Below are 24223 nucleotides of genomic sequence, written 5' to 3'. Positions count from 1 at the left end.
CTAGTTTTTTTGTTATAGTCGAATGAATTAATACTCAATGAAAATCAAAAACAGACTAGGCGACGCAGATGCAGATAGAACTGAAGTTCATCAAATCAAGTCAACAACGTCTGATTTTGATTTTCGAAGAGTATAACTTTCAGACAAGGAGCTGGTACTAGAAAGTGTCGATGTATCAAAGCTAATTCAAATGACTATACAAATGATGGACTCCTCATGAAAACGTATTATTGAGTTTTTAAAGGTAAATACTAACTATTATTGTTAGATTGTGTTATACTTGGTAAGTTGCAAATCCAATATCAGTGGTTCGACCCTGATATCTTGTTACAAAAAAAGTTAGATAAGGTAGCTTCGCACTGCCTTTTAGAAAAGAGAATACATTGAAATTTACTGAATTAAATCTATCAGAAGACATTTTGCTTGCCGTTGAGAAGGCAGGATTTGAAACGCCGTCACCTATCCAGGAGCAGACCATTCCGCTTGCTCTGGAAGGAAAAGATGTGATTGGTCAAGCCCAAACGGGTACAGGGAAAACTGCAGCCTTTGGTCTGCCAACCCTCAACAAAATTGACACCAACAATCAAGCTGTTCAAGCCCTGATTATTGCCCCAACACGTGAGTTGGCGGTGCAGAGTCAGGAAGAGCTTTTCAAATTTGGTCGTGAAAAGGGTGTGAAAGTCCGCTCTGTTTACGGTGGCTCAAGCATTGAAAAACAAATCAAGGCCCTTCGCTCGGGTGCCCACATCGTTGTAGGTACACCTGGTCGTCTCTTGGACTTGATTAAAAGAAAAGCCCTCAAGCTTGACGGCGTTGAAACCCTCATTCTTGACGAGGCTGATGAAATGCTCAACATGGGATTCTTGGACGATATTGAAGCGATCATCGAACGTGTGCCAGAAAGTCGCCAGACTCTCCTATTTTCTGCGACCATGCCAGAGCCAATCAAGCGTATCGGTGTCAAGTTCATGAAAGAGCCTGAGCACGTTAAGATTGCGGCTAAGGAATTGACCAATGTGAACGTGGACCAATACTATGTCCGTGTCAAAGAACATGAAAAATTTGATACCATGACACGCCTCATGGATGTTGACCAGCCTGAATTGTCTATTGTCTTCGGTCGTACTAAGCGCCGTGTCGATGAATTGACTCGTGGTTTGAAACTGCGTGGCTTCCGTGCAGAAGGTATCCACGGAGATTTGGACCAGAACAAGCGTCTGCGTGTCATCCGTGATTTTAAAAATGACCAGATTGACGTCCTTGTTGCGACGGATGTTGCGGCGCGTGGATTGGATATTTCAGGTGTAACGCATGTCTATAACTACGATATTCCACAGGATCCAGAAAGCTATGTTCACCGTATCGGTCGTACAGGTCGTGCGGGTCAATCAGGTCAGTCAATTACCTTTGTTTCGCCAAACGAGATGGGCTACTTGGCTATCATCGAAGATTTGACCAAGAAACGTATGAAAGGTCTCAAGCCAGCAACTGCTCAGGAAGCATTCGAAGCCAAGAAGAAAGTTGCTTTGAAAAAAATTGAGCGTGATTTCGCAGACGAGACCATTCGTGGAAACTTTGATAAGTTTAAGAAAGATGCAATCAAGTTGGCGACTGAATTTACGCCTGAGGAGCTTGCTCTCTACATACTTAGCCTGACCGTACAAGATCCAGAAAGTCTGCCAGAGGTAGAAATTGCGCGTGAAAAACCTTTGCCATTCAAGTTTGCACCTGGTCAAGCTAAGGGCAAGGGTGGCCGTGGTGGTCGCGACCGTGATCGTGGTGGCCGTCGTGACGGTGACCGCAACCGAGACCGCGGAGGACGCCGTGGCGACCGCAATGACCGCAACCGTCGCGATGACAAGTTCAAACGTGACAACCGCCGTCAGGACAACAAAAAACCACACCAACGCACATCAAGTGAAAAGAAAACAGGCTTTGTTATCCGTAATAAAGGCGAGAGATAAGCTTAAAACCGCTTCATAATTGGAGCGGTTTTTGTTATACTAGAAGTAGCAAAACAGGAGGAAAGACCATGGGCGTTTTGACAATGGATAGAGCCTTTGTATTCTAAAAAACTATACAAAGGAGAAGAACATGATTACTTACAAACAACATCCTCAGCTTGATTTTCAAGCTGTCCTTGACCTCTATGCTTCAGTTGGTTGGACAAATTATACTGACCGGCCTGCCATGTTACAGAAGGCTTTGGAACATAGCCTGTTTGTTCTTGCGGCCTTTGACGGTGATCGTCTAGTGGGTCTCTTGCGAGCAGTTGGTGACGGCCATTCAATCGTTTTTATTCAGGACATCTTGGTTCTGCCAACCTATCAGCGACAAGGCATTGGTCGTCATCTTTTGGAACAAGCCATTACCCATTTTCCAGAGATTTATCAGCTTCATCTCTTGACGGACAATACTGAGAAAACGCGGTCTTTCTATGAGGCAATTGGCTTTGCAGCCGTTGATAGCCTGGATTGTGTCGCATACACCTATTTAAAATAATAAGACAATCTAAAAAAGCAGAGGCTGGGAGACCAGCCTTTTGCTTTGAGCAAATGATTTGAATTTCAAATCAAAAAGAGTAGAATAGAACTATCAATAATTAGTGATAAGGAGATGAACAATGGCAACTGTATTAATTGTAAAGGCCCACCCCCTCGACGCACAAAAGTCCTATGCCTTGCGGGCTTTGGAAGAGTTTCAAACTCGGTACGCCAGTTTGCACCCAGAAGATAACATAGAAATAGTAGATGTCTTTGAGGATCAGATTCCAGCCTCGGACAAGCCCTTGTTTGAAGCCATGGGTGCAGCCAAAAAAGGAGTTGAGATCAGTCCAGAGCAAGCCGAGCGCTTGGAGCGCTATAATGCCTTGACCCAACAATTTCTTGCAGCAGATAAGATTGTCGTGGTCAATCCCCTTTGGAACCTCAATGTGCCAAGTCAATTAGTGTCATGGATTAATACCATTAACGTTGCAGGACTGACCTTCAAGTATGGATCTGAAGGCTCTATCGGTCTGGTCAAGGGCAAAAAATTGTTGCATATCCAGTCCAACGGCGGAGTTTACGCAGGTCAAGATCCTGCAGCCCAATACATCAAGTCTATCTTTGAGTTTCTGGGATTTGAAGATGTTCATCAGGTCTTCATCGAAGGGCAATCGGCTGATCCAAGCCAGGCTCAAGCGATATTTGAAGAAGCTATGGAGAAAATTGATACAATTTTACTACATTTCTAATAAAAAAATAGCCACGCTTCATTTGGAGCATGGCTTTTTTTGCATTTCTGCGATATAGTCTAACTTGCTCTGTCGGCTGCGTTTTTTAAACATTGCCTCGGCGGACATGGCTTCCTGCTTACTAGCAAAGGCTTCTTGATAGAGCAGGCTGACAGGCAAGCGTCCGCGGGTGTACTTGGCCCCTTTCCCACGATTATGGGTAGCAAGCCGCTTCTCCACATCAGTCGTATAACCAGTATAAAGACTCCCGTCGGCACATTCCAAGACATAGAAGTAGGCCTTATTTTCCATAATAAATCTCGCGAATAGCCGGAGTGTAGTCGCCGTTTTCCTCATGGACAACCAGAGGTGGCAGGATATGCAGACCGTCTACCGAGCCGTCCTTGATAGCCTCAATCAGCAACATATTGGCCTCCTTGCTGGCCTTGGGATAGACAAACTGGATGCGTTTGGGAGCTAGTTTGTAGGTTCTCAGCGTGTCCAAAATATCTAAAAATCGATCGGGCCTGTGGACCATGGCCAAGCGACCATTGGACTTGAGCACCTGTTGGGCCACCTGACAAATGCTGTCTAGGTTGGTCGCAATCTCGTGTCTGGCTAGAAGATAATGCTCGCTTTCATTGAGGTTTGAACCCTCGTCTACCTTGAAGTAGGGAGGATTGCAGAGCATCAAATCCACCTTGGACCGCAAATTATACTGGGGCAGGTTTGCCAAGTCATCATTGATGATCGAAACCTGTTCCTCCAGACCATTGAGGGCGATGGAGCGGCGGTTCATGTCAGCAAGCCGTTCCTGCAACTCGACCTGAATAATCTGAGCTTTGGTGCGTGTGGAGGCAAAGAGGCCCACCGCCCCATTTCCACTACAAAGATCAACAATCAGCCCCTTCTGAGCAGGCATTTTTGGAAAACGCGAAAGGAGGACACTGTCGATGGAGTAGCTAAAAACCTCCCGATTTTGAATAATCTGAACATCTGTCGAGAAGAGCTGGTCAATCCGCTCTCCGTCTAATAACTCAATTTTTTGCATGGTTTTATTATACCATCTTTAGCAGAAAATCTCAGTCCATTTTGGAAGAAAAAAGGAGCGCATATCACGCTCCTTTCAATCTAACTAAAAAATTCAATCCAAGCCCCGACCAGCAAGAAAGCGATACAGAGATAGATTTGCCAATTTGCTTTCAAGGTCCATTCTTTAGACCAAAAGGTACTACGGGCCGTACCGACCGTAGCAAATAGCAAGAGTGCAAGCCAGAGGCTAGGTCCCTTATTTAGCCACTCCCCTACACTTCCTAGAAGCAACAATATCATCAAATAAAAATTCAAACTCCGATAAAATTCTTTATTAAATTCCTTAAACATAGAAAATCCTCACAATACAAAGAAGGAAATGATTATCCAACTAGCAATCAATCCAATCGTCAGATAAATCTGCCATGTTTTTTTTATCCAGCTACGTGACTTAAAGAAAGCTAGATAACCAACATAAAGTCCGACTCCAAGCTTGAGAAAATGGATAAACCAAAACGGTCCATTTACAGCAGCATAAATCACTTGTAGGATACAAAGAATGGAAAAGTAAAATTCCCAAGTTCGATAAAATGTTCTATTGAATTGTTTAAACATTCTTGTCTCCTTTCAGCTATTTACCAAAAATAAAACGCAGAAAAATAATCAATACAATCAATCCGATATAGAAGATATAACCCATGCGAGTGAGCTCCTTTTCTTCGTTGAGGAAAAAAGCCCTGAAAATATGAATAGGAATGATTATTAGAATTAGGCTTGTATACCAGAGTGGCCACTGATCAAAGCTATCATTGGCAGTTGGTAGCAGAAAGCAAATCCAAAATACCATAGAATAAAAATTACTGAAACGGTAGAAGTATTTGTTGAATCTGATTTTCATAATGACCACCTCTTTGTCATTATATCAAATTAATAATGTATAATCCAGCAAGTATATGTAAGGGGGGAGATGTTGTTATAAAGAAAAACTATAACAAAGCTTGCTGTTTTTCTATAAGTATTTTTGGATATTTTTCACACCAAATCTCCTATTTCATGCTAGACTAGATTGTAAGTTAGAATGGAGTAGATGTTATGACAGATTATAAGATTGATACGATTTTAGCGCATACGGGCATCAATAGCGATGAGAGAACAGGTGCCTTGATTTCCCCTATCCACCTTTCGACGACCTATCAACACCCTGAGTTTGGTCAATCGACAGGTTATGACTACACGAGAACAAAAAATCCGACACGTGCCAGTCTAGAGACGACTTTGGCAGCTATTGAAAAGGCCGACTATGCCCTAGCAACGAGCTCGGGAATGGCTGCTCTGGCCTTACTTTTTAATGGTTTTCCTGTAGGGAGTCAAGTGGTAGCGGCGCGTGATTTGTACGGTGGTTCCTTCCGCTGGTTCAATGAGCAAGAGAGTATCGGTAGATTTCAATTTACCTATGCAAACACCGAGGAGGAGCTGATTGCAGCCCTCACCGAAGAGACAGACTATGTTTATCTGGAGACGCCGACCAACCCACTCATGGTGGAGTTTGACATCGCTAAGGTTTCGGCTATCGCCCATGCCAAAGGTGCTAAGGTAATTGTCGATAACACTTTTTATAGCCCTATTTATCAAAATCCACTTGTTCTAGGAGCGGACGTTGTCCTACATTCAGCAACCAAGTACCTATCTGGGCATAATGATGTACTAGCTGGCGCTTTGATGACCAATGATCAAGCCCTATATGATAAGCTCTTTTATGACCAAAATACATCGGGTCCAACCCTATCTCCACTGGATTCTTACTTACTCATGCGTGGACTCAAAACCCTCTCGCTTCGAATGGAGCGGGCGACACAAAATGCTCAGAAAATTGTTGCCTATTTGGAGAAGAGTCCAGCAGTCAAGCAAGTTTACTACACAGGCAAAGGTGGCATGATTTCAGTTAAGGTGGTAGATGAAAGTCGAATTCCCCATATTCTCAACACCCTGAAAGTCTTTACCTTTGCTGAAAGTCTGGGTGGAGTAGAGAGTCTGATTACCTATCCAGCCACTCAGACCCACGCAGATATTCCAGCTGAAATCCGTCATTCTTACGGTTTGACAGATGATTTGCTTCGTTTATCTATTGGTATAGAGGATGCGGAAGACTTGATTGCAGATTTAAAAACAGCCTTGGAGGGATAAGATATGACACAGTATAATTTTATAGATAGTCCGAATCGCCTATCCCAGTATGCGGAAAAATGGAGAAAAGTAGAAGCTGATCCTGAACTCTTACCCTTGTGGATTGCAGATATGGACTTTGAGCCACTTCCAGAAATTCGCCAAGTAATCCGTGACTACGCAGATCATCATGTTTTTGGCTATCCTTATGCTAGTGACAGCCTCTATCAGTCTATTATTGACTGGGAAGATAGACAGCATGGCTATAAGATTGAAAGAGAGTCCATCCTACTCATCGAAGGAGTTGTTCCTGCTTTATCTGTTGCTATTCAATCTTTGACAGAAGAAGGGGATGCAATCCTAATTAATACACCTGTCTATCCACCCTTTGCGCGGACTGTAAAATTAAACAATCGTCAGCTTGTTACAAACTCACTTGTAGATGTGGATGGCGTTTTTAGAATTAATTTTGACCAGCTTGAAAAGGACATTGTAGAGAATCGAGTTAAACTCTATATTTTCTGTAATCCCCACAACCCAGGTGGTAGAGTTTGGACAAGAGAGGAAGTTTTGGCGATTGGACGTCTTTGTCAGAAACATGGTGTTATCCTTGTCTCAGATGAAATCCATCAAGATTTAACCTTGTATGGTCACAAGCATTATTCCTTTAACACAGTGGATGAAAGTTTTAAAGAGTTTTCAATCATCTTATCATCTGCGACCAAGACCTTCAATATCGCTGGTACAAAAAATAGCTTTGCAATCATTGAAAATCCAAGCATTCGCAAGACTTTCGCTAAGCGTCAATTGATAAATAATCAGCACGAGATTCCAACGATTGGCTTGTTAACCACGGAAGCTGCTTTCACTTATGGAGATGAGTGGTTGAAGGAGTTGAAGGTTATTTTGGAGAGAAATATAGACTTTGTTGAGGAGTATTTGACAACCCATACAAGGATCAAGGTCATGAAGCCCCAGGGAACCTACCTCATCTGGCTTGATTTTTCTGCTTATGAGTTAGAGCATGCGGAGCTCTTTGATATTCTTCATTGTAAAGCGAAGTTGATTTTGAATGATGGTTTGACCTTTGGTAAGGAAGGTAAGCACCATGCACGTCTGAATGTGGCAGCTCCATTTGATGTCATTGAAGAAGCCTGTCAACGACTTAGAAACGTTTTTGGATAAAGAAATAAGGACTAGGTGTGAGTAAAATCACCTAATCCTTATTTTTTTGCGTTTTTCGAAATTCTGTCGGGCTCATATGAAAATAATTTTTAAAGGCCGCGCTGAAGGTGAGAGGGTCTTGGTAGCCGACAGAATAGGCGATTTCAGTGATACTCCGAGAAGCATCTTCTAATAGTTGACAAGAACGATTCATTTTTACTTGTAAAATATAATCTTTGATAGAATAGCCAGTTTCCTGCTTAAAAATTTTATAGAGATAGCTTCGGCTTAGAGCTAGAAAATCTGCTATTTCAGAAACTTTAATTGGATGAGCATAGTGGTTATGGATCATCTTGATGGCTTGCTGAACATAATGCTTGGTTTGTGTTTCAGGCTTAATTAATGTTTCACTTGGAAATTCCTCGATGAGTGCTGCTAAAAGTTGATTGAGATAGCCAATTAAGACCAATTCTGTGATAGAGGGGATGGGATGCATCTGAACATGGTTAATCTGATGCATGTAGCCTAGAATTGGTGACTCTAGATTGGAGTGGAGGTAGTAGTTTTCTAGCAGTTGACTTTGATTCAGTAGGTCTTTTGCTCGTGATCCACTAAAGCCAACCCATATATAGGTCCAAGGATCTATATCATCAGCTTGATAGAAAATGGAAACATCCTTTGGAAGAATAAATAAATCGCCTGCAGCAAGATAGCTTGTTTTTCCATCAACAAGAATTTTTCCTCTTCCTTTTGTAATAAAATGCAGGACAAAATTATCACGGATAGTAGGACCGAAGGAATAGCCCTTGTCACATTGTTCGGCACCGTAATGGTCTACATTTAGGTCAAAGTTGTGACTATCAAGCTCGTTATAGATGTTCAGAATATTCATCTTACTCCTCCTTAGGAAACATTATAACATGTTTTAAATACAAAAGGCTATTAAATAAAGCGTTTTCATTTTGTAAAATAATAGCATAAAGAAGAGATGGGAGAGATGAATGTGATTGAGATTTATAATGAAAAACAGATTTTTCACCTGAAAACAAGAGAATTCTCTTATATCATCCAAGTGTTGGAAACAGGAGATCTGGTTCATCGTTATTTTGGGAAAAAAATCGAAAAATTTAGCGATGGAAACAAAATAACATATTTAGATCGATCGTTTTCTCCGAGTCCAATTACTGGGGACAGGACATACTCATTGGATGTCCTCCCACTCGAATATTCTAGCAATGGTCTGGGAGATTTTAGAACCTCAGCACTAGATGTTCGGAACGAATTTGGGGTTACTCTTGACCTAAAATACAAAGAGTATCGATTATACAAGGGGAAAAAAGAACTGAGGGGATTACCAGCAAGTTTTGGAAATCAAGAAGAGGTAGAGAGTCTTGAAATTGATCTTTATGATCAGTTGACAGATGTTACCGTAACACTTCAGTATTCTGTTTTTGAAGAAGCTTCTTATCTCGCACGGTCAGCTACAATTCAAACTGGCAAATATCCATGCAAACTAGAGAAGGTCTTGTCTGCAACTCTTGATTTTCCACATCAAGATTTCATTGTTCACAGCTTGACAGGACGCTATGCTTATGAAAAAGAGTGGACACAGACCCCATTGACAAAAGGTCAGTATTCGATTGGTAGCATTCGAGGTGCTTCAAGTCACTCAAGAACACCCTTCTTAGCACTAGCCTCACCCGATGCAAGTGAGGACAAGGGCGATGTTTATGCTGCCCACCTTGTCTATAGTGGCAACTTTACAGCATTTGTCGAAACGACAGCCGTGGAAACCAGTCGATTGGGATTAGGATTGGAAAGTCACTATTTCTCATGGCAATTGGATAAGGATGACCGGTTTCAAACTCCAGAAGTTCTCTTATCATATACTGATAAAGGATTTACTGGCATGACACAAAATAGTCATCACTTTATCACAAAACACCTCATTCGATCATCGTTTGTAAACAAACCAAGGCCCATTTTAATCAACAACTGGGAAGCGACCTATTTTGAATTTACAGAAGAAAAGATTTTACAGTTAGCTCAGGTCGCAAGTCGAGCTGGTATTGAATTATTTGTGCTGGATGATGGTTGGTTTGGTAAACGAAACAACGATGAAAGTTCATTGGGCGATTGGAAAGTCAATTTGGATAAGTTGCCAAATGGTTTGAATGGCTTAGCAGAGCGAATAAATGAGCTTGGCATGGAATTCGGACTATGGTTTGAACCAGAGATGATTTCAATTGATAGCGATCTTTATCGTGAACATCCTGATTGGGCAATTCGCACAGAAGGACGCTTACCAATCTACAGCCGAGAACAATTAGTTTTGGATTTGACCAAGCAGGAAGTTTGTGACTACATCATTGATAGCGTCTCTTCAATATTAGAATCAGCCAATATTTCTTATGTAAAATGGGATATGAACCGTAATATCACCAATATCCCTGAAGGTTTAGCAAATGACCAGCGCTTTGAGTTCCACCATCGTTACATGCTAGGTCTCTACCGTGTATTAGACCACCTTACCAAGCGGTTCCCAGATATTCTTTTCGAATCCTGTGCAGGCGGTGGAGGTCGTAATGATTTGGGAATCATGTATTACATGCCGCAAGCTTGGGCAAGTGATGATACAGATGCGATTGAGCGCTTATCTATTCAAGAAGGTACTAGTTTGATTTATCCCCCTTCCTCAATTGGCGCACACGTCTCTGCCGTTCCAAACCATCAGGTTGGTCGGATCACACCTCTTGCTACACGAGGCAATGTGGCTATGATGGGAGGAGCATTTGGTTACGAGCTGGATTTAACGAAACTTTCGGAAAAGGAATTGGATGAAATCAGTCAGCAAATCGAAACCTATCACTCCATTCGTGAGACCATTCAATTCGGTCAGCTCTACCGTCTGAAAAAGACGACCAATACCTGGGCTGCCAATTATGTTAGTCAAGATAAGAATCAAGCGGTCTTTACATTTGTAAAAATTCTTGCCAAGCCAGAAGCACCTTTGCTTCATGTTCGGTTGAAGGGGCTAGACCCAGATGCCTTGTATGAATGCCCTCAATTGGGAGAAACATTCTACGGGGATGAATTGATGAACATTGGTCTTACAATGCCACATGTTCAAAAAGATTATTTTAGTGTACAATATATTTTTAACAAAATCTAGGAGGATTTTATAATGAAAATGAAAACATTTTTAAAATGTGCATCGGTTTGTGCTTTTGCCAGCTTTTTGGTTGCTTGTGGGAATGCAAGTAGTAGCGATAAGGTAGAAATTGAATATTTCTCACAAAAACCTGAAATGCAAGCGACTCTGCAGGAAATTATTGATGATTTTGAAAAAGAAAATCCTACGATTGATGTTAAATTTTCAAATGTACCAGATGCAGGAACTGTTTTAAAAACCCGTATGGCAAATAACGAAGCGCCAGATGTCATCAACATTTATCCACAAAATGCGGACTTCAAAGCATACGCAGCGGATGGTCGTTTCCTAGAAATTGGTGATGATGCAGGTCTTAGTCATCTAAAAGATGGTGCTGTAACGCCTTATCTTGTTAACGAAAAAAATTACACCCTTCCTTTGACAGCTAATGCTTATGGTATTTACTATAATAAAGATAAGTTCAAAGAGTTGGGTCTGGAAGTTCCTACTACCTATGCAGAATTTGTAGCTTTGGTAGACAAAATCAAGGCTGATGGTAGTGCAGCACCGTTTGCTCTTTCATTGAACGATGCTTGGTCATTGAACGGCTACCATCAGTTAGCTTGGGTAACTGTTGCGGGTGGATTTGATGGTGCAGAAGATATTCTGATCCGCAGTGCAAAGGGAGCGATTCAAGATGATGCTACAACAAAAGCTGTCTTAGAACGCTTGCAACTGTTGACAGATAATGGTCAAAAAGGTGCAACAGGTGCCCTCTATGCAGATGCAGTGGCAGCTTTTGCGGCAGGAGATGCTCTCATGCTTCCACAAGGTACATGGGCAGCTACAGCTGTTAACCAACAAGAACCAGAATTTGAATATGGTATGTTTACCTTCCCTGGTGACAAAGAAGGTGGCGACTATACCATCGGTGCAGCAGACCTTGCTCTCTCAATTTCTGCAGATACAGAGCACCCAGAAGAGTCTAAAAAATTCTTAGAATACCTCTCACGTCCAGAAGTGATGCAAAAATACTATGATGTAGATGGCTCACCAACTTCAGTTGAAGGTGTAGATACAGAAGGTAAGTTTGAAGAAACTGCTGGAGTTACACAATATGCCTTCACTGACAAACACGTAGTTTGGTTGCAATCTGAATGGGAATCAGAAGAAGAGTTCTGGAATATCACTGTTGAAATGGTTAAAAATCCTAACTCAGCAGAATTAGTGAAAAAACTGAATGCATTCTTTGATCCAATGAAGTAATGAACAATAAAAAAGGTTACCTAGTAACGATATTTTATTTCTACTAGGTAGCCATTATTTTAAAATGTTGTGGAGCGCTTAATCAATTTTGGAGCAATCTCGCGATGTTGGATAGGCGAAATAATTTCTTTCTTTCGTTCTTCTATTTGCTGGCTCAAAACTTCTAAAGCTGTGTGAGAAATAGCTTTTAAATCTTGTCTGATAGTTGTCAATGGGATAATTGTTTCCGATGCAATCGGAGAATCATCAAATCCTACGATACGATAATCCTCAGGGAAATGACCATATTTTTGAAATAGGATATTGACAAAGATAGAGGCATAGGTATCGTTAGCAAAGAAAATTCCTTTGCGCTTACCTTGATAGATAGCCTCAATCGTCTCAAAATGGTGCTGTAATTCAGTTTGAATCTGATGGTAAGAACTACCTAGGTCAGTTGCAAAGATTCTGTATTCTACATCACTGTCCTGACACATTGTTTCGAAACCTTTGACTCGATTATAGGCAGGTATATTTTCTTTCAATTTTCCATTAATATGGATAAGTATATCACAGTTATTCTTGATTAAAGAACCTGTAGCTTGAATGGCTCCGAGATAGTTATCGGTTTCAATGCTAGAAATATATTGTGATTCGCGCTCAATTGAAACCACAGGAACATTGTAACTGGCTAATTCTTCAGAAGTAATGGTATGACTTAATACAATCAATCCTTCGATATTATAAGCCAATAATTCTTGGATATACTCTCGTTCGGTCTCAATATTGTCATCACCGATGAAAACTAAGAATTTGTAATTATTTTTTTTATAGGTAGCTAATATTTCTTCTAAAATAGCCGCATAAAAGTGGAGAAATAGATTTGGTATGATAATACCGATGAACTCCGTTTTACCTTTGGCTAATACTTTTGCCAGTTTATTTTCTTGGTAACCCAGTTCAATTAATGCTCTTTCAATCTTTTGTTTGCTGGCATCTGTTAATGAATCGGGATTATTAAAATATCGTGATATGGTTGTCTTTGAAAAATTTGTATGTTTTGCAATATCCGCAAATGTAACCTTTTGTTGCTTCATTTGAAAAGCCTTTCTTGTTTTCAGTATTATATAGTGAAAATCGCTATGTGTCAATCTTTTTTTAATTTAGAAAAATATTTTTGAAAACGCTTGACAATCAAAAACTAAAAGGGTAGAATACCAGTAAGTAACCGGTTACATTACAAATAACATCCGGAGGTGAAAGATGCAAAACTTGAAAAAGGCTAGAGATTATGTTTCCCAGCATCATGTTGCTTCGGATACAAGGCCACGATTTCATGTTAGCCCACCTGTTGGTTGGCTAAATGATCCGAATGGACTTTCAGAATTTCAAGGTAAAGTCCATCTATTTTATCAGTATTATCCTTATGATATCAAGTGGGGGCCCATGCACTGGGGACACCAAGTGACGGAAGACATGGTAGTTTGGAAAGATTTGCCCGTGGCTCTAGCACCCGACCAATGGTATGACCAGGAAGGATGCTTTTCAGGAAGTGCAGTGGAGCACGAGGGAAAACACTATCTAATTTATACAGGGGTTCGAAAACAAGAAAACAGTAGTGGGCAGATTGAAGTTGTTCAAGACCAATGTTTAGCCGTTGGAGATGGAGTTGATTATAAAAAAGTTAATACGAATCCAGTATTGACAGGAAATCTACTGCCTGACGGTTTTAGTAGAGAACATTTTCGTGATCCAAAAGTTTGGAAAGAAGATGGACGATACAATCTGGTTGTTGGAAACTTGGATACAGATGGGCGTGGTCAAATCCAACTATTTTCAAGTCAGAATTTACAAGAATGGTCCTATAAGGGAGTACTTGCGAGCAATGATACAGGAGAGTATGGTAGCATGTGGGAATGCCCGGACTTTTTTGAAATTGATGGTCAATCCGTTCTAATCTGCTCACCTCAACACATGAGAGCTAAAGACCTAGAATTCCATAATGGTCACAATTCAGTCTATTTTATTGGAAATTATGACAGAGAAAATCATAAATTTGATAAAGGTGAAGGAAAATCTCTTGATTATGGTTTGGATTTTTATGCACCACAAACGTGTCGTCTGAGTGATGGGAGACAGATTCTTATTGGATGGATGAAATCGTGGAATTCGATTTCTGATTTAGAAAATTTAGAGTGGCAGGCTATGATGACTCTTCCGAGAGAGCTTAGCTTAGAAGATGGTAAGCTCATCCAGCAACCGATTCGGGAACTAGAGGCTTATCGTCAAAATAAACTTCAATTTTCAACCACCATTGATGGAGTCTATCAAGAACCAGATTTGAAAGGTAGATTTATTGATTTACAGCTCAGTTTGACTGGTAAAGAATGGGCAACATTCCAAATTGATCTAGCTTGCAAAGATGACTTATATACCAGTTTCAAATTTAATCGGCAGACTAATACGCTAGAAGTTGATCGAACCTATTCTGGACTTAGATTAGATCAGAATTGTTTCAGAAAAGTAGCGGTAGACCTCCAAGATTCAATCACCTGTCGCTTTATTTTGGATAGTCATTCCATTGAATTGTTTATCAATGGAGGGAAGCAAGTGTTTAGTATGGAAATTGAAACGCCACTTGAAGCAGATGGCATTCGTTTCCAGAGTCAAGGAACGGTCACATTATCAGTTGAAAAATACGATATTATTACCAAATGACCTATTTATAGGAGGAGAAAGAAAATGAAATTTACAAAATTCGTTAAAAGTGCATCTGTGATTGCTTTTGCTAGTTTGCTAGCAGCATGTGGGAATGGCTCAGCGGGGTCTAGCGATAAAGTTGAACTAGAATATTTCTCGCAAAAACCAGAGATGCAAGCGACCTTGAAAGAAATCATTACTGATTTTGAAAAGGCTAATCCAGACATTAGTATTAAATTTTCCAGTGTACCAGATGCAGAAACCATCTTGAAAACTCGTATGGCCAACAATGAAGATCCAGATATTATCAATGTCTATCCGGTTGCGGCAGATTTTGATGCTTGGGCAAAAGATGGTCGTTTTCTAGAACTCGGAGAGGATGCTGGAGTTGGCAATTTGAAAGAGGGAGCAGCCGAATTTTACGCTGTTGACAATAAAATTTATTCTCTCCCATTGAACACCAATGTCTATGGCATCTATTATAACAAGGCTAAATTTAAAGAATTAGGCCTAGAAGTGCCAAAAACAACTGCTGAATTCGAAAAATTAGTAGCGACGATTAAAGACAAGGGTGAAACACCATTTGCGCTGTCTTTGGCTGATTCTTGGTCACTAAATGGATTCCATCAGTTGGCATGGGTGAGCGCGGCAGGAGGCTATGACCAAACTCAAGATATCCTAGTTCGGAGTGGCAAAGGTAGTATCACAGCTGACAATCCAGCAACGCAAGCAGTTGTTAAATCCTTCGAATTATTACATGACAATGGTCAATCAGGATTTTCTGGAGCTAAGTATGCCGATGCTGTCGCAGCATTTGCAGATGGCAAAGCTCTCATGATGCCACAAGGTAGCTGGGCTGCTGCAGTCATCAATCAACAGAACGCTGATTTGGATTACGGTATCTTTGCTTTCCCTGGAGAAAAAGAAGGGGATGATGTGACTATCGGTGGTGCCGACTTAGCTTTGTCAATCAGTGCCAAGACGGAACACCCAGAAGAAGCTAAAAAGTTCCTCGCTTATATGTCTAGCAAAGAAGTCATGCAAAAATATTATGATGTAGACGGTTCGCCAACCTCTGTCGAGGGAGTTGAAACAGAAGGGAAGTTCCCAGAAATTGAAGGAGTTGCCCAATATGCCTTTACTGATAAGCAAATTGCATGGTTGCATAAAGAATGGACATCGCAAAATGATTTCTGGACCATTGCTGTAGAAACAATCAAAGATCCAAAGGCAGATAAGCTTGCGGACGAATTGAATGCATTCTTTGACCCAATGAAAGAATAATTCAAGAAAACTATAAGGAGGGCTAGATTAGCCTAGCTCTTCTTTATAGTTGCTTAGGGTTAGTTTGAATCCCCCTTACCACTCCATTCAAGCTGACCCTAAGCAACTATACATTTTAGAAAAAAGGAGTACCATGATGAATCAAAAAGGATTTATTGCTAAATATTGGCCCTATCTATTTGTTGCCATACCAATTGGCTTACAGTTAATCTTTTTCTTCTATCCCCTATTTACAGGTATCTATTATAGTTTGACGGATTGGAATGGATTGACATCTGATTTCAAACTAATTGGTATTCAGAATTACTTAGATATTTTAAAAAATCCTGACTTTTATACTTCCATGACCTTTACCATTATTTTTACTATTGGCTTAGTCATTGGTGAAATTGTTATCGGAATTTGGTTGGCAACCTTGCTCAATCGTAAGATTAAAGCGGTTGGTTTCTTTAGAACCTGGTATTTCTTCCCTGCGGTTCTTTCAACAGTTACTTTGGGTTTGATTTTCGTTCAGCTGTTCAACTATGGTTTTACACAGATTGGAGAGTTCCTCCATATCGACTGGTTGATGGAAAACTTATTGGTCCAAGAACATACGGTCATTCCAGCGGTTATCTTTGTAGCTCTCTGGCAGGGGTTGGCGATGCCAGTCATCATCTTCCTATCAGGTTTACAAAGTATTCCAGAAGATGTGAAGGAAGCAGCTGCTATTGATGGTGCAAGTCGTTCTCAACAGTTCTTCAACATTGAGCTTCCATTCTTATTGCCATCTATCAGTATGGTTTTCATCTTGGCTATGAAATCAGGTTTGACAGCATTTGACCTTATCTTTGCATTGACAAGTGGTGGCCCAGATGGCAAAACAGAATCTTTGGGATTGCTCGTTTATAACTATGCTTTTGTAGACAACAAATTCTCTTATGCCAATGCTTTGGCTGTAGTACTCTTCATCTTCATTATTGTCATCTCATTGATTCAGATGAGAATTTCGAAGAAATTTGAAATTTAGGAGGACTGTCATGAATACTCAAAAACAGAAAAATTGGTGGGTCTATCTCGTGCTCTTCAGCGGTATTCTCTTCATGTTTATTCCGCTACTTGTAACGATTATAAGTTCGTTCAAACCAACCAAGGAAATCACGAGCAATTTCTTTGGTCTTCCTGAAAATTTTACCTTAAATAACTACGAACGCTTGTTTAACGATGGGATTGTACAATATTTTGGCAATTCTGCCTTGATTACGATTGTAGCTGTTGGCTTGATTTTACTTGTTATTCCAATGGCAGCCTTTGCTGTAGCCCGTCAAATGAAACGCCAGACAGTGTTTAATTTTATCTACTTTTTCTTGATTATTGGGATTTTTGTACCTTTCCAAGTGATTATGCTCCCAATGACCAAATTGATGTCTAGCCTTGGCTTGAACAATATTGTCGGCTTGATTATCCTCTATTTGACCTATGCAGTTCCTCAGGCACTCTTCCTCTACGTCGGCTATATTAAGACCATTGTTCCTGAAGAAATGGATGAGGCGGCAGCTATTGATGGCTGTGATAAATTTACCATGTACTGGAAAATCATTTTTCCACTCATGAAACCTATGCATGCAACTGTTTTGATTATCAATGCCCTCTGGGTATGGAATGATTTCCTCTTGCCCCTCTTGGTATTGAACCGTGACCAAAGCATGTGGACTTTACCACTTTTCCAATACAACTATCAAGGCATGTATTTCAGTGATTATGGACCATCATTTGCATCCTATGTGGTGGGAATTATTCCAATCTTACTTGTCTATCTTGTCTTCCAAAAACATATTATTTCAGGTATGACGAGTGGTTCTGTCAAATAAATCTAAAGGTTGACTTGTTCAACCTTTTCTAACAACGAAAAAAGAAAAGGCTTACAAAGGAGAATATCTATGAAAATTAAAAATCAAGCGATGTTGATTACTTATTCGGATAGTTTAGGCAAAAATCTCAAGGATTTGAAAAAAGTTCTTGAGGGGCCATTAAAGGATGTTGTGGGAGGTATCCATATTCTGCCGTTTTTCCCATCATCTGGTGACCGTGGGTTTGCGCCAATGGATTATACAAAGGTAGATCCTGCATTTGGAGATTGGTCAGATATTGAAGCACTAAGCAAAGACTACTATCTCATGTTCGATTTTATGATCAATCATATTTCTGCAAAATCTCCATATTTCCTTGATTTTCTTGAAAAGAAAGACGATTCAGCTTATGCGGATTTGTTTATTCGCTATAAAAATTTTTGGCCAAATGGTGAGCCAACGCAAGAAGATGTTGAATTGATCTATAAGCGTAAACCTCGTGCTCCATATCGAATTGCAACATTTGCTGATGGTAGCGAGGAGAAGGTATGGTGTACCTTTGATGAGCAACAGATTGACTTGGATGTGACTACAGAGACAACACGCCGGTTCATCCAAGAAAATCTGGAACAGTTGGCAGAACATGGTGCTTCGATCATTCGTTTGGACGCCTTTGCTTATGCCAATAAAAAAATAGGAACCAACTGTTTCTTTGTGGAGCCTGATATTTGGGAAATGCTCCATTTTCCACGTCAGTTATTAGCACCAAATGATGTAGAAATCTTACCTGAAATCCATGAGCATTACACCATTCAACAAAAGATTGCGGAACAGGATTATTATGTTTATGACTTTGCCTTGCCAATGCTGGTTCTCCACGCTTTGTATTCTGGTCATGTCAATCGTCTGGTTCACTGGATGGAGATTTGCCCTCGCAAGCAATTTACAACTCTTGATACACATGATGGAATAGGGGTTGTGGACGTTAAGGATTTGCTGACGGATGAGGAGACAGAGGAAACGCGTGAAGCCTTGTATGCACAAGGTGCCAATGTGAAGAAAATTTATAGTACGGAAGCCTATAATAATTTGGATATTTATCAGATTAACTGTACATATTATTCTGCCCTTGGCAATAACGATCAAGCTTACCTATTAGCGCGTGTTCTTCAATGTTTTGCACCAGGTATTCCACAGATTTACTATGTTGGTTTACTTGCAGGTGAAAATGATATTGAACTTTTAGAATCAAGTAAGGAAGGCCGCAATATTAATCGCCATTACTATGATTTGGAAGAAATTGAGCACGAAGTACAACGGCCAGTTGTACAATCCTTGTTCAAACTCCTTAAATTCCGCAATACAAGTCCAGCTTTCGACGGAGAGTTCTCTGTTAAGATGCTGGATGAAACAAGTATGGAAATTCTCTGGAATAATCAAGATGCAGGGGTATCTGCCCGCCTAATAGCAAACCTAAAAGAAAAAAACTTTGAAATTGTTGAAATAGAAGAGGGCAAAATTACCACAATTGAGTTATAATATGATTATATAGAAAGAGGGGGATTCCCCTTTTCTTGCGTAAATAAGATTGTACAGAAAGGATCAATCAAATGTCAGAAATACAAAAGACAGATTGGTGGAAGAAGTCCGTCATTTACCAAATTTACCCTCGTAGTTTTCAAGATTCAAATGGAGATGGAGTAGGGGATATTCGAGGGATTATCAGCCGATTAGATTATCTTCACGAGCTTGGAATTGATGCTATTTGGCTCAGTCCTGTTTATCAGTCACCCATGGATGACAATGGTTACGACATCAGTGACTACCAAGGAATTGCTCCAGAATTTGGGACCATGGAAGATATGGAAGAGCTGATTGCAGAAGGTCATAAGCGCAATATCAAAATAATCATGGATTTAGTGCTCAATCATACCTCGGATGAACATTTCTGGTTTCAAGAAGCCCTCAAAGGACCAGATAATCCCTATTATGACTATTATGTTTGGGCTGATGAGCCGAATGAATTACGCTCGACCTTTTCAGGCTCTGCTTGGGAATACGTTCCACATCTGAACAAATACTATCTCCACCAATTCTCTGTTAAGCAACCAGATTTGAACTGGAAAAATCCTGCTCTGAAACAAGAAATCTGGGATATGATCAATTTTTGGATTGAAAAAGGTGTCGGTGGTTTCAGGCTAGATGTGATTGATTTGATTGGAAAAGAACCGGAAAAATTAATTACAGCCGATGGACCGACTCTCCATCCTCTTATTCAGGAATTAAATGAGAAAACCTTTGGTGCATACGACTTAGTGACTGTTGGGGAAACCTGGAGTGCCAATCCAGAAAATGCTCAGTTATATTCGCACCCTGACCGAAAAGAATTTTCGATGATTTTCCAATTTGAACACGTAGGACTTGATCAGCAGGAAGGGAAAGAAAAGTGGGATTTGGCACCGCTTGACCCAGCTCGTCTGCATAAGGTTCTATCCAAATGGCAGACTGAACTGGTTGGTAAAGGCTGGAACTCTCTTTTCTGGAATAACCACGATTTACCTCGTGCCATTTCTCGCTTCGGTGATGATCAACCTGCATTTCGTGAGCTAAGTGGTAAAATGTTGGCTATTTATCTTCATTTTATGTCAGGGACACCTTATATCTACCAAGGTGAGGAAATTGGTATGATTAATACACCAATTACGGATATTAGCCAAGCGGACGATATTGAAACACGTCGCATGTATGCGGAACGGATTGAAAATGGCTTTACCAAGGAGGAATTGATTACTTCTATAAATGCCAAAGGTCGTGATAATGCTCGCCGTCCAATGCAATGGACAGGAACAGAAGGAGCGGGCTTCAGTACAGGTCAAGCCTGGCTGGCTTTGGGAGATACTGTCAAAGACATCAACGTTGAAAAAGCACTTGCAGACAAACAATCGCTTTTCTATACCTATCAAAAATTAATCGCTCTTCGGAAAGAGTATCCTTGTATGTCTGAAGGAAAATATGAAGTGATGGAGACTGGAAATAGCTCGGTAATGGCCTACCGTAAATATGATGAACAGGATGATTTCATTGTATTAGTAAACTTTTCAAGCCAGGAGCAGGCTTATACTATAGCTGTGGAAGAATATTCTATTTTCATGAACAATTATGAAAACGAAGAGGCGATTAATAAAGGGATGTTGAGACCTTTTGAAGCTATCGTTTTCAAAAAATAAATAAATTTGCCATATTCTCAAGCATTTTTTCAATTTTTTTGGTAAAATAGAAAAAACAAAAAAGAGAGGTTTTATCATCATGGGGAAATTCCAAGTCATTTCACACCCACTCATTCAGCATAAGTTGTCTATCCTTCGTCGTACATCTACTTCAACAAAGGATTTTCGTGAGTTGGTTAATGAAATCGCGATGCTGATGGGTTACGAAGTTTTGCGTGACTTGCCACTTGAAGATGTGGAGATTGAAACGCCAATCACTAAAACAGTTCAGAAACAAATTGCAGGTAAAAAATTAGCTATCGTACCAATTCTTCGTGCAGGTGTTGGTATGGTTGATGGTTTGCTAAGCTTGGTACCAGCAGCTAAAGTTGGTCACATCGGTATGTACCGCGATGAAGAAACCCTTCAACCCGTTGAGTATCTTGTGAAATTACCAGAAGATATTGATCAACGTCATATTTTTGTAGTTGACCCAATGCTTGCTACAGGTGGTTCAGCTATTCTTGCAGTTGATTCATTGAAAAAACGCGGTGCTTCAAATATCAAATTTGTTGCTCTTGTTTCAGCTCCAGAAGGTGTAAAAGCTCTTCAAGATGCACATCCAGATATTGATATTTACACAGCAGCTTTGGATGAAAAACTCAATGAAAAAGGCTACATCGTACCAGGTTTGGGAGATGCAGGTGACCGCTTGTTCGGTACAAAATAATTGATTAAAAGGAATCAGCTCTGCTGGTTTCTTTTTCGTTTCCTGAAATCGTGTTTTTTATTTGACCAATTTTGACTATTCATATATAATGGGTACAGAAAATCTCGAAAAGGAGTAATTTTATGATTCCAGTAGTTATTGAACAAACTAGCCGTGGTGAGCGTTCTTATGATATTTACTCACGCCTTTTGAAAGACCGTATTATCATGTTGACAGGACCAGTTGAGGACAATATGGCAAACTCTATCATTGCACAATTGCTTTTCCTTGATGCCCAAGATCCTACAAAGGATATTTACCTCTATGTTAATACGCCAGGAGGATCGGTGTCAGCAGGTCTTGCCATTGTAGACACGATGAATTTCATTAAAGCTGATGTTCAAACCATCGTTATGGGAACAGCTGCGAGCATGGGAACCATCATTGCATCAAGCGGTGCCAAGGGCAAACGTTTCATGTTGCCAAATGCAGAGTACATGATTCACCAACCGATGGGTGGAACAGGTGGTGGCACTCAGCAAACAGACATGGCTATTGCAGCAGAACACCTATTAAAAACACGTAATAAGCTAGAAAAAATCTTGGCAGATAATTCAGGTAAGACAGTCAAGCAAATCCATAAGGATGCAGAACGTGATTACTGGATGTCAGCAGAAGAAACCTTGGCTTACGGATTTATTGACCAGATTATGGACAATACAAAAGTCAAATAAGCAGTGACAAATATGTAATAACACTGACTATTCCTATTAGCTCCAACTCTTTTACAGGTAGTTGGAGCTTTTCATTTATCATTGAAAACGGTATAATATAGAAAGAGAATTTTTAGAGGAGAAGACATGTTTGAGAAGAAAAATCGCACTTGCTTAACTGTCTATTTACACTACAATCGTGATGCACGTAAACTCAGCCAATATGGAGATATTGTTTACCATTCCAAACGATTGCGATATGTTTTGGTGTATATGGATCAAGAACTAGTAGAAACTACCATATTAAAATTGAAAAAGGAGCGTTTTGTAAAAAAAGTGGTTCCTTCGTACATTAAGGAATTAGACCAAAACTTTGTAGGTAATCTATGGAGAGATGAAGAACCATCAGTCGCAGGATAGTCGGAATTAGCAGGGGATACATACCTGCTAATTTTTTATTTTAAAAATTTTTTCTTTTTTTGTTGACAATTTTCAGATAATTCAGTATATTAGATACATCGTAAAATTTAAGAAAGATTTAAGGAGTTTTCATGAAAACAAGAAAATTTGCAGTAGCGCTTGCTACATTTGCCTCTGCAGCTCTACTTGCTGCATGTGGTAATGTTTCGACAACCAATACTTCAGCCGCAGGTTCTTCTGTAGGTGATACATTTAAAATCGGCTACAACTTGGAGTTGTCAGGTGCTGTTTCATCTTATGGTCAAACAGAGGAAAAAGGTGCCAACCTTGCTGTGAAAGAAATCAATGCTGCGGGTGGTATTGACGGTAAAAAAATCGAAGTGATTACAAAAGACAACAAGTCTGAAACAGCAGAGGCAGCTACTGTTGCAACAAGCTTGGCAAGTGAAGGGGCAAACGTTGTGATTGGTCCTGCTACATCAGGAGCTTCAGCAGCCTCTATTCCAGCATTGACATCTGCTGGTGTTCCTATGATTACTCCTTCAGGAACTCAAACAAACTTGGTTGTGAACGATAAAGGTGAGGTACAAGAATACTTCTTCCGTACAACCTTTACAGATGGGTATCAAGGTCAAATTATGGCTAAATACGCTACTGAGAACTTGTCAGCTAAGAAAGTTGTTCTTTACTTTGACAACTCTTCTGATTATGGTAAGGGTGTAGCAGAGGCTTTCAAGAAGGCTTACAAAGGAGAAATCGTTTCAGAAATCACATTTGCTTCTGGCGATAAGGATTTCCAAGCTGCTTTGACAAAATTGAAAGATAAAGAATTTGATGCCATCATCATGCCTGGTTACTACAATGAAACAGGTACAATTGTGAAGCAAGCACGCGGTTTGGGTATTGACAAGCCAATTCTTGGTTCAGATGGTTTTGACTCACCACAATTTACTGAATTGGCAACTGCATCAGCAGCATCAAATGTTTACTACCTTTCTGGATTTGTAACATCAGCAAGTGAAAAAGCAAAAGCATTCTATGATGCCTATGTGAAAGAATACAATGAAGAGCCATCAATGTTCTCAGCTCTAGCTTACGACTCAGTTTACATGGCAGCAGAAGCAGCAAAAGGTGCAGCTGATTCAGCAGCAGTGAAGGCTAATCTTGCAGCTCTGAAAGACTTTGAAGGTGTGACTGGTACAATGTCTGTTGACAAAGAGCACAATGTCGTTAAATCAGTTTATGTTGTTGGTTTAACAAACGGAGAAGAATCATCTGTAGATACTATCTCTATTGACTAATAGTGGATGAAAAGAGGGAATTCCCTCTTTTTCACTTGTCAGAATGTGTAGAATAGTATACATGCGGATATAAAATTTGGTTAAAATTTCTG

At 40.1% G+C, this 24223-nt stretch carries 23 protein-coding genes; 17 read left to right on the top strand and 6 right to left on the bottom strand.

Annotation, left to right across the window (positions count from 1 at the left end):
- Nucleotides 1–383: 383 nt before the first annotated feature.
- From K5Q34_RS03040 to K5Q34_RS03030, 3 genes are all read left to right on the top strand, one after another.
- On the top strand, nucleotides 384–1964 hold the full coding sequence (locus K5Q34_RS03040; protein ID WP_221864498.1) for a DEAD/DEAH box helicase: 1581 nt from the start codon (nucleotides 384–386) through the stop codon (nucleotides 1962–1964).
- 130 nt (nucleotides 1965–2094) lie between these two features.
- On the top strand, nucleotides 2095–2502 hold the full coding sequence (locus K5Q34_RS03035; protein ID WP_208547043.1) for a GNAT family N-acetyltransferase: 408 nt from the start codon (nucleotides 2095–2097) through the stop codon (nucleotides 2500–2502).
- 121 nt (nucleotides 2503–2623) lie between these two features.
- Entirely contained in the window at nucleotides 2624–3235 is a 612-nt protein-coding gene (locus K5Q34_RS03030; RefSeq protein WP_221864497.1) for an FMN-dependent NADH-azoreductase, read from the top strand.
- Between the two features lie 18 nt (nucleotides 3236–3253).
- On the opposite strand, the gene K5Q34_RS03025 is transcribed toward K5Q34_RS03030, so the two are convergent.
- The 4 genes from K5Q34_RS03025 to K5Q34_RS03010 all read right to left on the bottom strand — a co-directional run bounded on the left by K5Q34_RS03025 (nucleotide 3254) and on the right by K5Q34_RS03010 (nucleotide 4861).
- Nucleotides 3254–3526, bottom strand: a complete 273-nt coding sequence (locus tag K5Q34_RS03025; RefSeq protein WP_125175845.1) for a GIY-YIG nuclease family protein — start codon at nucleotides 3524–3526, stop codon at nucleotides 3254–3256.
- Nucleotides 3516–4265, bottom strand: a complete 750-nt coding sequence (locus K5Q34_RS03020; RefSeq protein WP_221864496.1) for a tRNA1(Val) (adenine(37)-N6)-methyltransferase — start codon at nucleotides 4263–4265, stop codon at nucleotides 3516–3518. Before K5Q34_RS03020 ends, K5Q34_RS03025 begins: the two co-directional genes overlap by 11 nt.
- Nucleotides 4266–4345: 80 nt before the next feature.
- Nucleotides 4346–4597: a hypothetical protein gene (locus K5Q34_RS03015; protein ID WP_221864495.1), complete on the bottom strand. Its 252-nt coding sequence runs from the start codon at nucleotides 4595–4597 to the stop codon at nucleotides 4346–4348.
- A 9-nt stretch (nucleotides 4598–4606) separates the two neighbouring features.
- Complete coding sequence (locus K5Q34_RS03010) at nucleotides 4607–4861, bottom strand: hypothetical protein (RefSeq protein ID WP_044678615.1); 255 nt, start codon at nucleotides 4859–4861, stop codon at nucleotides 4607–4609.
- 477 nt (nucleotides 4862–5338) lie between these two features.
- Between K5Q34_RS03010 and K5Q34_RS03005 the strand changes: the two genes are divergently transcribed.
- Both K5Q34_RS03005 and K5Q34_RS03000 read left to right on the top strand, forming a co-directional pair.
- On the top strand, nucleotides 5339–6430 hold the full coding sequence (locus K5Q34_RS03005) for a cystathionine gamma-synthase (protein WP_221864494.1): 1092 nt from the start codon (nucleotides 5339–5341) through the stop codon (nucleotides 6428–6430).
- A gap of 3 nt (nucleotides 6431–6433) precedes the next feature.
- The gene (locus K5Q34_RS03000) at nucleotides 6434–7594 is read left to right on the top strand and encodes a MalY/PatB family protein (RefSeq protein ID WP_221864493.1); all 1161 of its coding nucleotides are present in this window, start codon (nucleotides 6434–6436) and stop codon (nucleotides 7592–7594) included.
- 31 nt (nucleotides 7595–7625) lie between these two features.
- Here K5Q34_RS03000 and K5Q34_RS02995 read toward each other — a convergent pair whose 3' ends face one another.
- Complete coding sequence (locus K5Q34_RS02995; RefSeq protein WP_002937318.1) at nucleotides 7626–8465, bottom strand: AraC family transcriptional regulator; 840 nt, start codon at nucleotides 8463–8465, stop codon at nucleotides 7626–7628.
- Between the two features lie 105 nt (nucleotides 8466–8570).
- Here K5Q34_RS02995 and K5Q34_RS02990 point away from each other — a divergent pair, with 105 nt between their 5' ends.
- Both K5Q34_RS02990 and K5Q34_RS02985 read left to right on the top strand, forming a co-directional pair.
- A complete protein-coding gene (locus tag K5Q34_RS02990) occupies nucleotides 8571–10745 on the top strand; it encodes an alpha-galactosidase (RefSeq protein WP_221864492.1) in 2175 nt (724 codons plus the stop codon).
- A gap of 12 nt (nucleotides 10746–10757) precedes the next feature.
- Nucleotides 10758–11990, top strand: coding sequence for an extracellular solute-binding protein (locus tag K5Q34_RS02985; protein ID WP_221864491.1), 1233 nt, complete (start codon nucleotides 10758–10760; stop codon nucleotides 11988–11990).
- Between the two features lie 59 nt (nucleotides 11991–12049).
- On the opposite strand, the gene K5Q34_RS02980 is transcribed toward K5Q34_RS02985, so the two are convergent.
- A complete protein-coding gene (locus K5Q34_RS02980; RefSeq protein ID WP_024407097.1) occupies nucleotides 12050–13066 on the bottom strand; it encodes a LacI family DNA-binding transcriptional regulator in 1017 nt (338 codons plus the stop codon).
- Nucleotides 13067–13232: 166 nt separating this feature from the next.
- On the opposite strand from K5Q34_RS02980, the gene K5Q34_RS02975 reads away from it, so the two are divergent.
- From K5Q34_RS02975 to K5Q34_RS02930, 10 genes are all read left to right on the top strand, one after another.
- Nucleotides 13233–14687: a glycoside hydrolase family 32 protein gene (locus K5Q34_RS02975; RefSeq protein ID WP_202846147.1), complete on the top strand. Its 1455-nt coding sequence runs from the start codon at nucleotides 13233–13235 to the stop codon at nucleotides 14685–14687.
- A gap of 24 nt (nucleotides 14688–14711) precedes the next feature.
- The gene (locus K5Q34_RS02970; protein ID WP_024407095.1) at nucleotides 14712–15953 is read left to right on the top strand and encodes an extracellular solute-binding protein; all 1242 of its coding nucleotides are present in this window, start codon (nucleotides 14712–14714) and stop codon (nucleotides 15951–15953) included.
- A gap of 136 nt (nucleotides 15954–16089) precedes the next feature.
- Nucleotides 16090–16962, top strand: a complete 873-nt coding sequence (locus tag K5Q34_RS02965) for a carbohydrate ABC transporter permease (protein WP_221864490.1) — start codon at nucleotides 16090–16092, stop codon at nucleotides 16960–16962.
- Nucleotides 16963–16972: 10 nt separating this feature from the next.
- The gene (locus K5Q34_RS02960) at nucleotides 16973–17803 is read left to right on the top strand and encodes a carbohydrate ABC transporter permease (protein WP_009910491.1); all 831 of its coding nucleotides are present in this window, start codon (nucleotides 16973–16975) and stop codon (nucleotides 17801–17803) included.
- A 69-nt stretch (nucleotides 17804–17872) separates the two neighbouring features.
- Nucleotides 17873–19321, top strand: a complete 1449-nt coding sequence (gene gtfA / locus K5Q34_RS02955) for a sucrose phosphorylase (protein WP_221864489.1) — start codon at nucleotides 17873–17875, stop codon at nucleotides 19319–19321.
- A 71-nt stretch (nucleotides 19322–19392) separates the two neighbouring features.
- Nucleotides 19393–21009 (top strand): alpha-glucosidase, encoded by a 1617-nt coding sequence (locus K5Q34_RS02950; RefSeq protein ID WP_221864488.1) that lies wholly within the window; start codon nucleotides 19393–19395, stop codon nucleotides 21007–21009.
- Nucleotides 21010–21088: 79 nt separating this feature from the next.
- Nucleotides 21089–21718, top strand: a complete 630-nt coding sequence (upp, locus tag K5Q34_RS02945; RefSeq protein WP_012027487.1) for a uracil phosphoribosyltransferase — start codon at nucleotides 21089–21091, stop codon at nucleotides 21716–21718.
- Nucleotides 21719–21819: 101 nt separating this feature from the next.
- Nucleotides 21820–22431, top strand: a complete 612-nt coding sequence (locus K5Q34_RS02940; protein WP_223375679.1) for an ATP-dependent Clp protease proteolytic subunit — start codon at nucleotides 21820–21822, stop codon at nucleotides 22429–22431.
- Nucleotides 22432–22557: 126 nt separating this feature from the next.
- Nucleotides 22558–22830 carry a YlbG family protein gene (locus K5Q34_RS02935; protein ID WP_221864487.1) on the top strand — a complete coding sequence of 91 codons (273 nt, stop codon included), beginning with the start codon at nucleotides 22558–22560 and terminating at the stop codon, nucleotides 22828–22830.
- Between the two features lie 131 nt (nucleotides 22831–22961).
- The gene (locus tag K5Q34_RS02930) at nucleotides 22962–24131 is read left to right on the top strand and encodes an ABC transporter substrate-binding protein (RefSeq protein ID WP_044668681.1); all 1170 of its coding nucleotides are present in this window, start codon (nucleotides 22962–22964) and stop codon (nucleotides 24129–24131) included.
- Nucleotides 24132–24223 lie beyond the last annotated feature (92 nt).

This window comes from Streptococcus sp. 2018110 (genome assembly GCF_019754115.1).
Taxonomy (GTDB): domain Bacteria; phylum Bacillota; class Bacilli; order Lactobacillales; family Streptococcaceae; genus Streptococcus; species Streptococcus hashimotonensis.
The sequence above is the reverse complement of the archived record's forward strand: the minus strand, read 5'-3'. Positions and strand labels throughout refer to the sequence as shown.

Excerpts from the sequence above, each read along its gene's own strand:
- K5Q34_RS02970 (WP_024407095.1), top strand. The coding sequence starts at position 14,712 with ATGAAATTTACAAAATTCGTTAAAAGTGCATCTGTGATTGCTTTTGCT.
- gtfA (WP_221864489.1), top strand. The coding sequence starts at position 17,873 with ATGAAAATTAAAAATCAAGCGATGTTGATTACTTATTCGGATAGTTTA.
- K5Q34_RS02995 (WP_002937318.1), bottom strand. The coding sequence starts at position 8,465 with ATGAATATTCTGAACATCTATAACGAGCTTGATAGTCACAACTTTGAC.
- K5Q34_RS02935 (WP_221864487.1), top strand. The coding sequence starts at position 22,558 with ATGTTTGAGAAGAAAAATCGCACTTGCTTAACTGTCTATTTACACTAC.
- K5Q34_RS02930 (WP_044668681.1), top strand. The coding sequence starts at position 22,962 with ATGAAAACAAGAAAATTTGCAGTAGCGCTTGCTACATTTGCCTCTGCA.
- K5Q34_RS03030 (WP_221864497.1), top strand. The coding sequence starts at position 2,624 with ATGGCAACTGTATTAATTGTAAAGGCCCACCCCCTCGACGCACAAAAG.
- K5Q34_RS02960 (WP_009910491.1), top strand. The coding sequence starts at position 16,973 with ATGAATACTCAAAAACAGAAAAATTGGTGGGTCTATCTCGTGCTCTTC.
- K5Q34_RS03035 (WP_208547043.1), top strand. The coding sequence starts at position 2,095 with ATGATTACTTACAAACAACATCCTCAGCTTGATTTTCAAGCTGTCCTT.
- K5Q34_RS02990 (WP_221864492.1), top strand. The coding sequence starts at position 8,571 with ATGAATGTGATTGAGATTTATAATGAAAAACAGATTTTTCACCTGAAA.
- K5Q34_RS03010 (WP_044678615.1), bottom strand. The coding sequence starts at position 4,861 with ATGTTTAAACAATTCAATAGAACATTTTATCGAACTTGGGAATTTTAC.
- K5Q34_RS03020 (WP_221864496.1), bottom strand. The coding sequence starts at position 4,265 with ATGCAAAAAATTGAGTTATTAGACGGAGAGCGGATTGACCAGCTCTTC.
- K5Q34_RS03000 (WP_221864493.1), top strand. The coding sequence starts at position 6,434 with ATGACACAGTATAATTTTATAGATAGTCCGAATCGCCTATCCCAGTAT.
- K5Q34_RS03005 (WP_221864494.1), top strand. The coding sequence starts at position 5,339 with ATGACAGATTATAAGATTGATACGATTTTAGCGCATACGGGCATCAAT.
- K5Q34_RS02965 (WP_221864490.1), top strand. The coding sequence starts at position 16,090 with ATGAATCAAAAAGGATTTATTGCTAAATATTGGCCCTATCTATTTGTT.
- K5Q34_RS02980 (WP_024407097.1), bottom strand. The coding sequence starts at position 13,066 with ATGAAGCAACAAAAGGTTACATTTGCGGATATTGCAAAACATACAAAT.
- K5Q34_RS03015 (WP_221864495.1), bottom strand. The coding sequence starts at position 4,597 with ATGTTTAAGGAATTTAATAAAGAATTTTATCGGAGTTTGAATTTTTAT.
- K5Q34_RS02985 (WP_221864491.1), top strand. The coding sequence starts at position 10,758 with ATGAAAATGAAAACATTTTTAAAATGTGCATCGGTTTGTGCTTTTGCC.
- K5Q34_RS03025 (WP_125175845.1), bottom strand. The coding sequence starts at position 3,526 with ATGGAAAATAAGGCCTACTTCTATGTCTTGGAATGTGCCGACGGGAGT.
- K5Q34_RS02975 (WP_202846147.1), top strand. The coding sequence starts at position 13,233 with ATGCAAAACTTGAAAAAGGCTAGAGATTATGTTTCCCAGCATCATGTT.
- upp (WP_012027487.1), top strand. The coding sequence starts at position 21,089 with ATGGGGAAATTCCAAGTCATTTCACACCCACTCATTCAGCATAAGTTG.
- K5Q34_RS02950 (WP_221864488.1), top strand. The coding sequence starts at position 19,393 with ATGTCAGAAATACAAAAGACAGATTGGTGGAAGAAGTCCGTCATTTAC.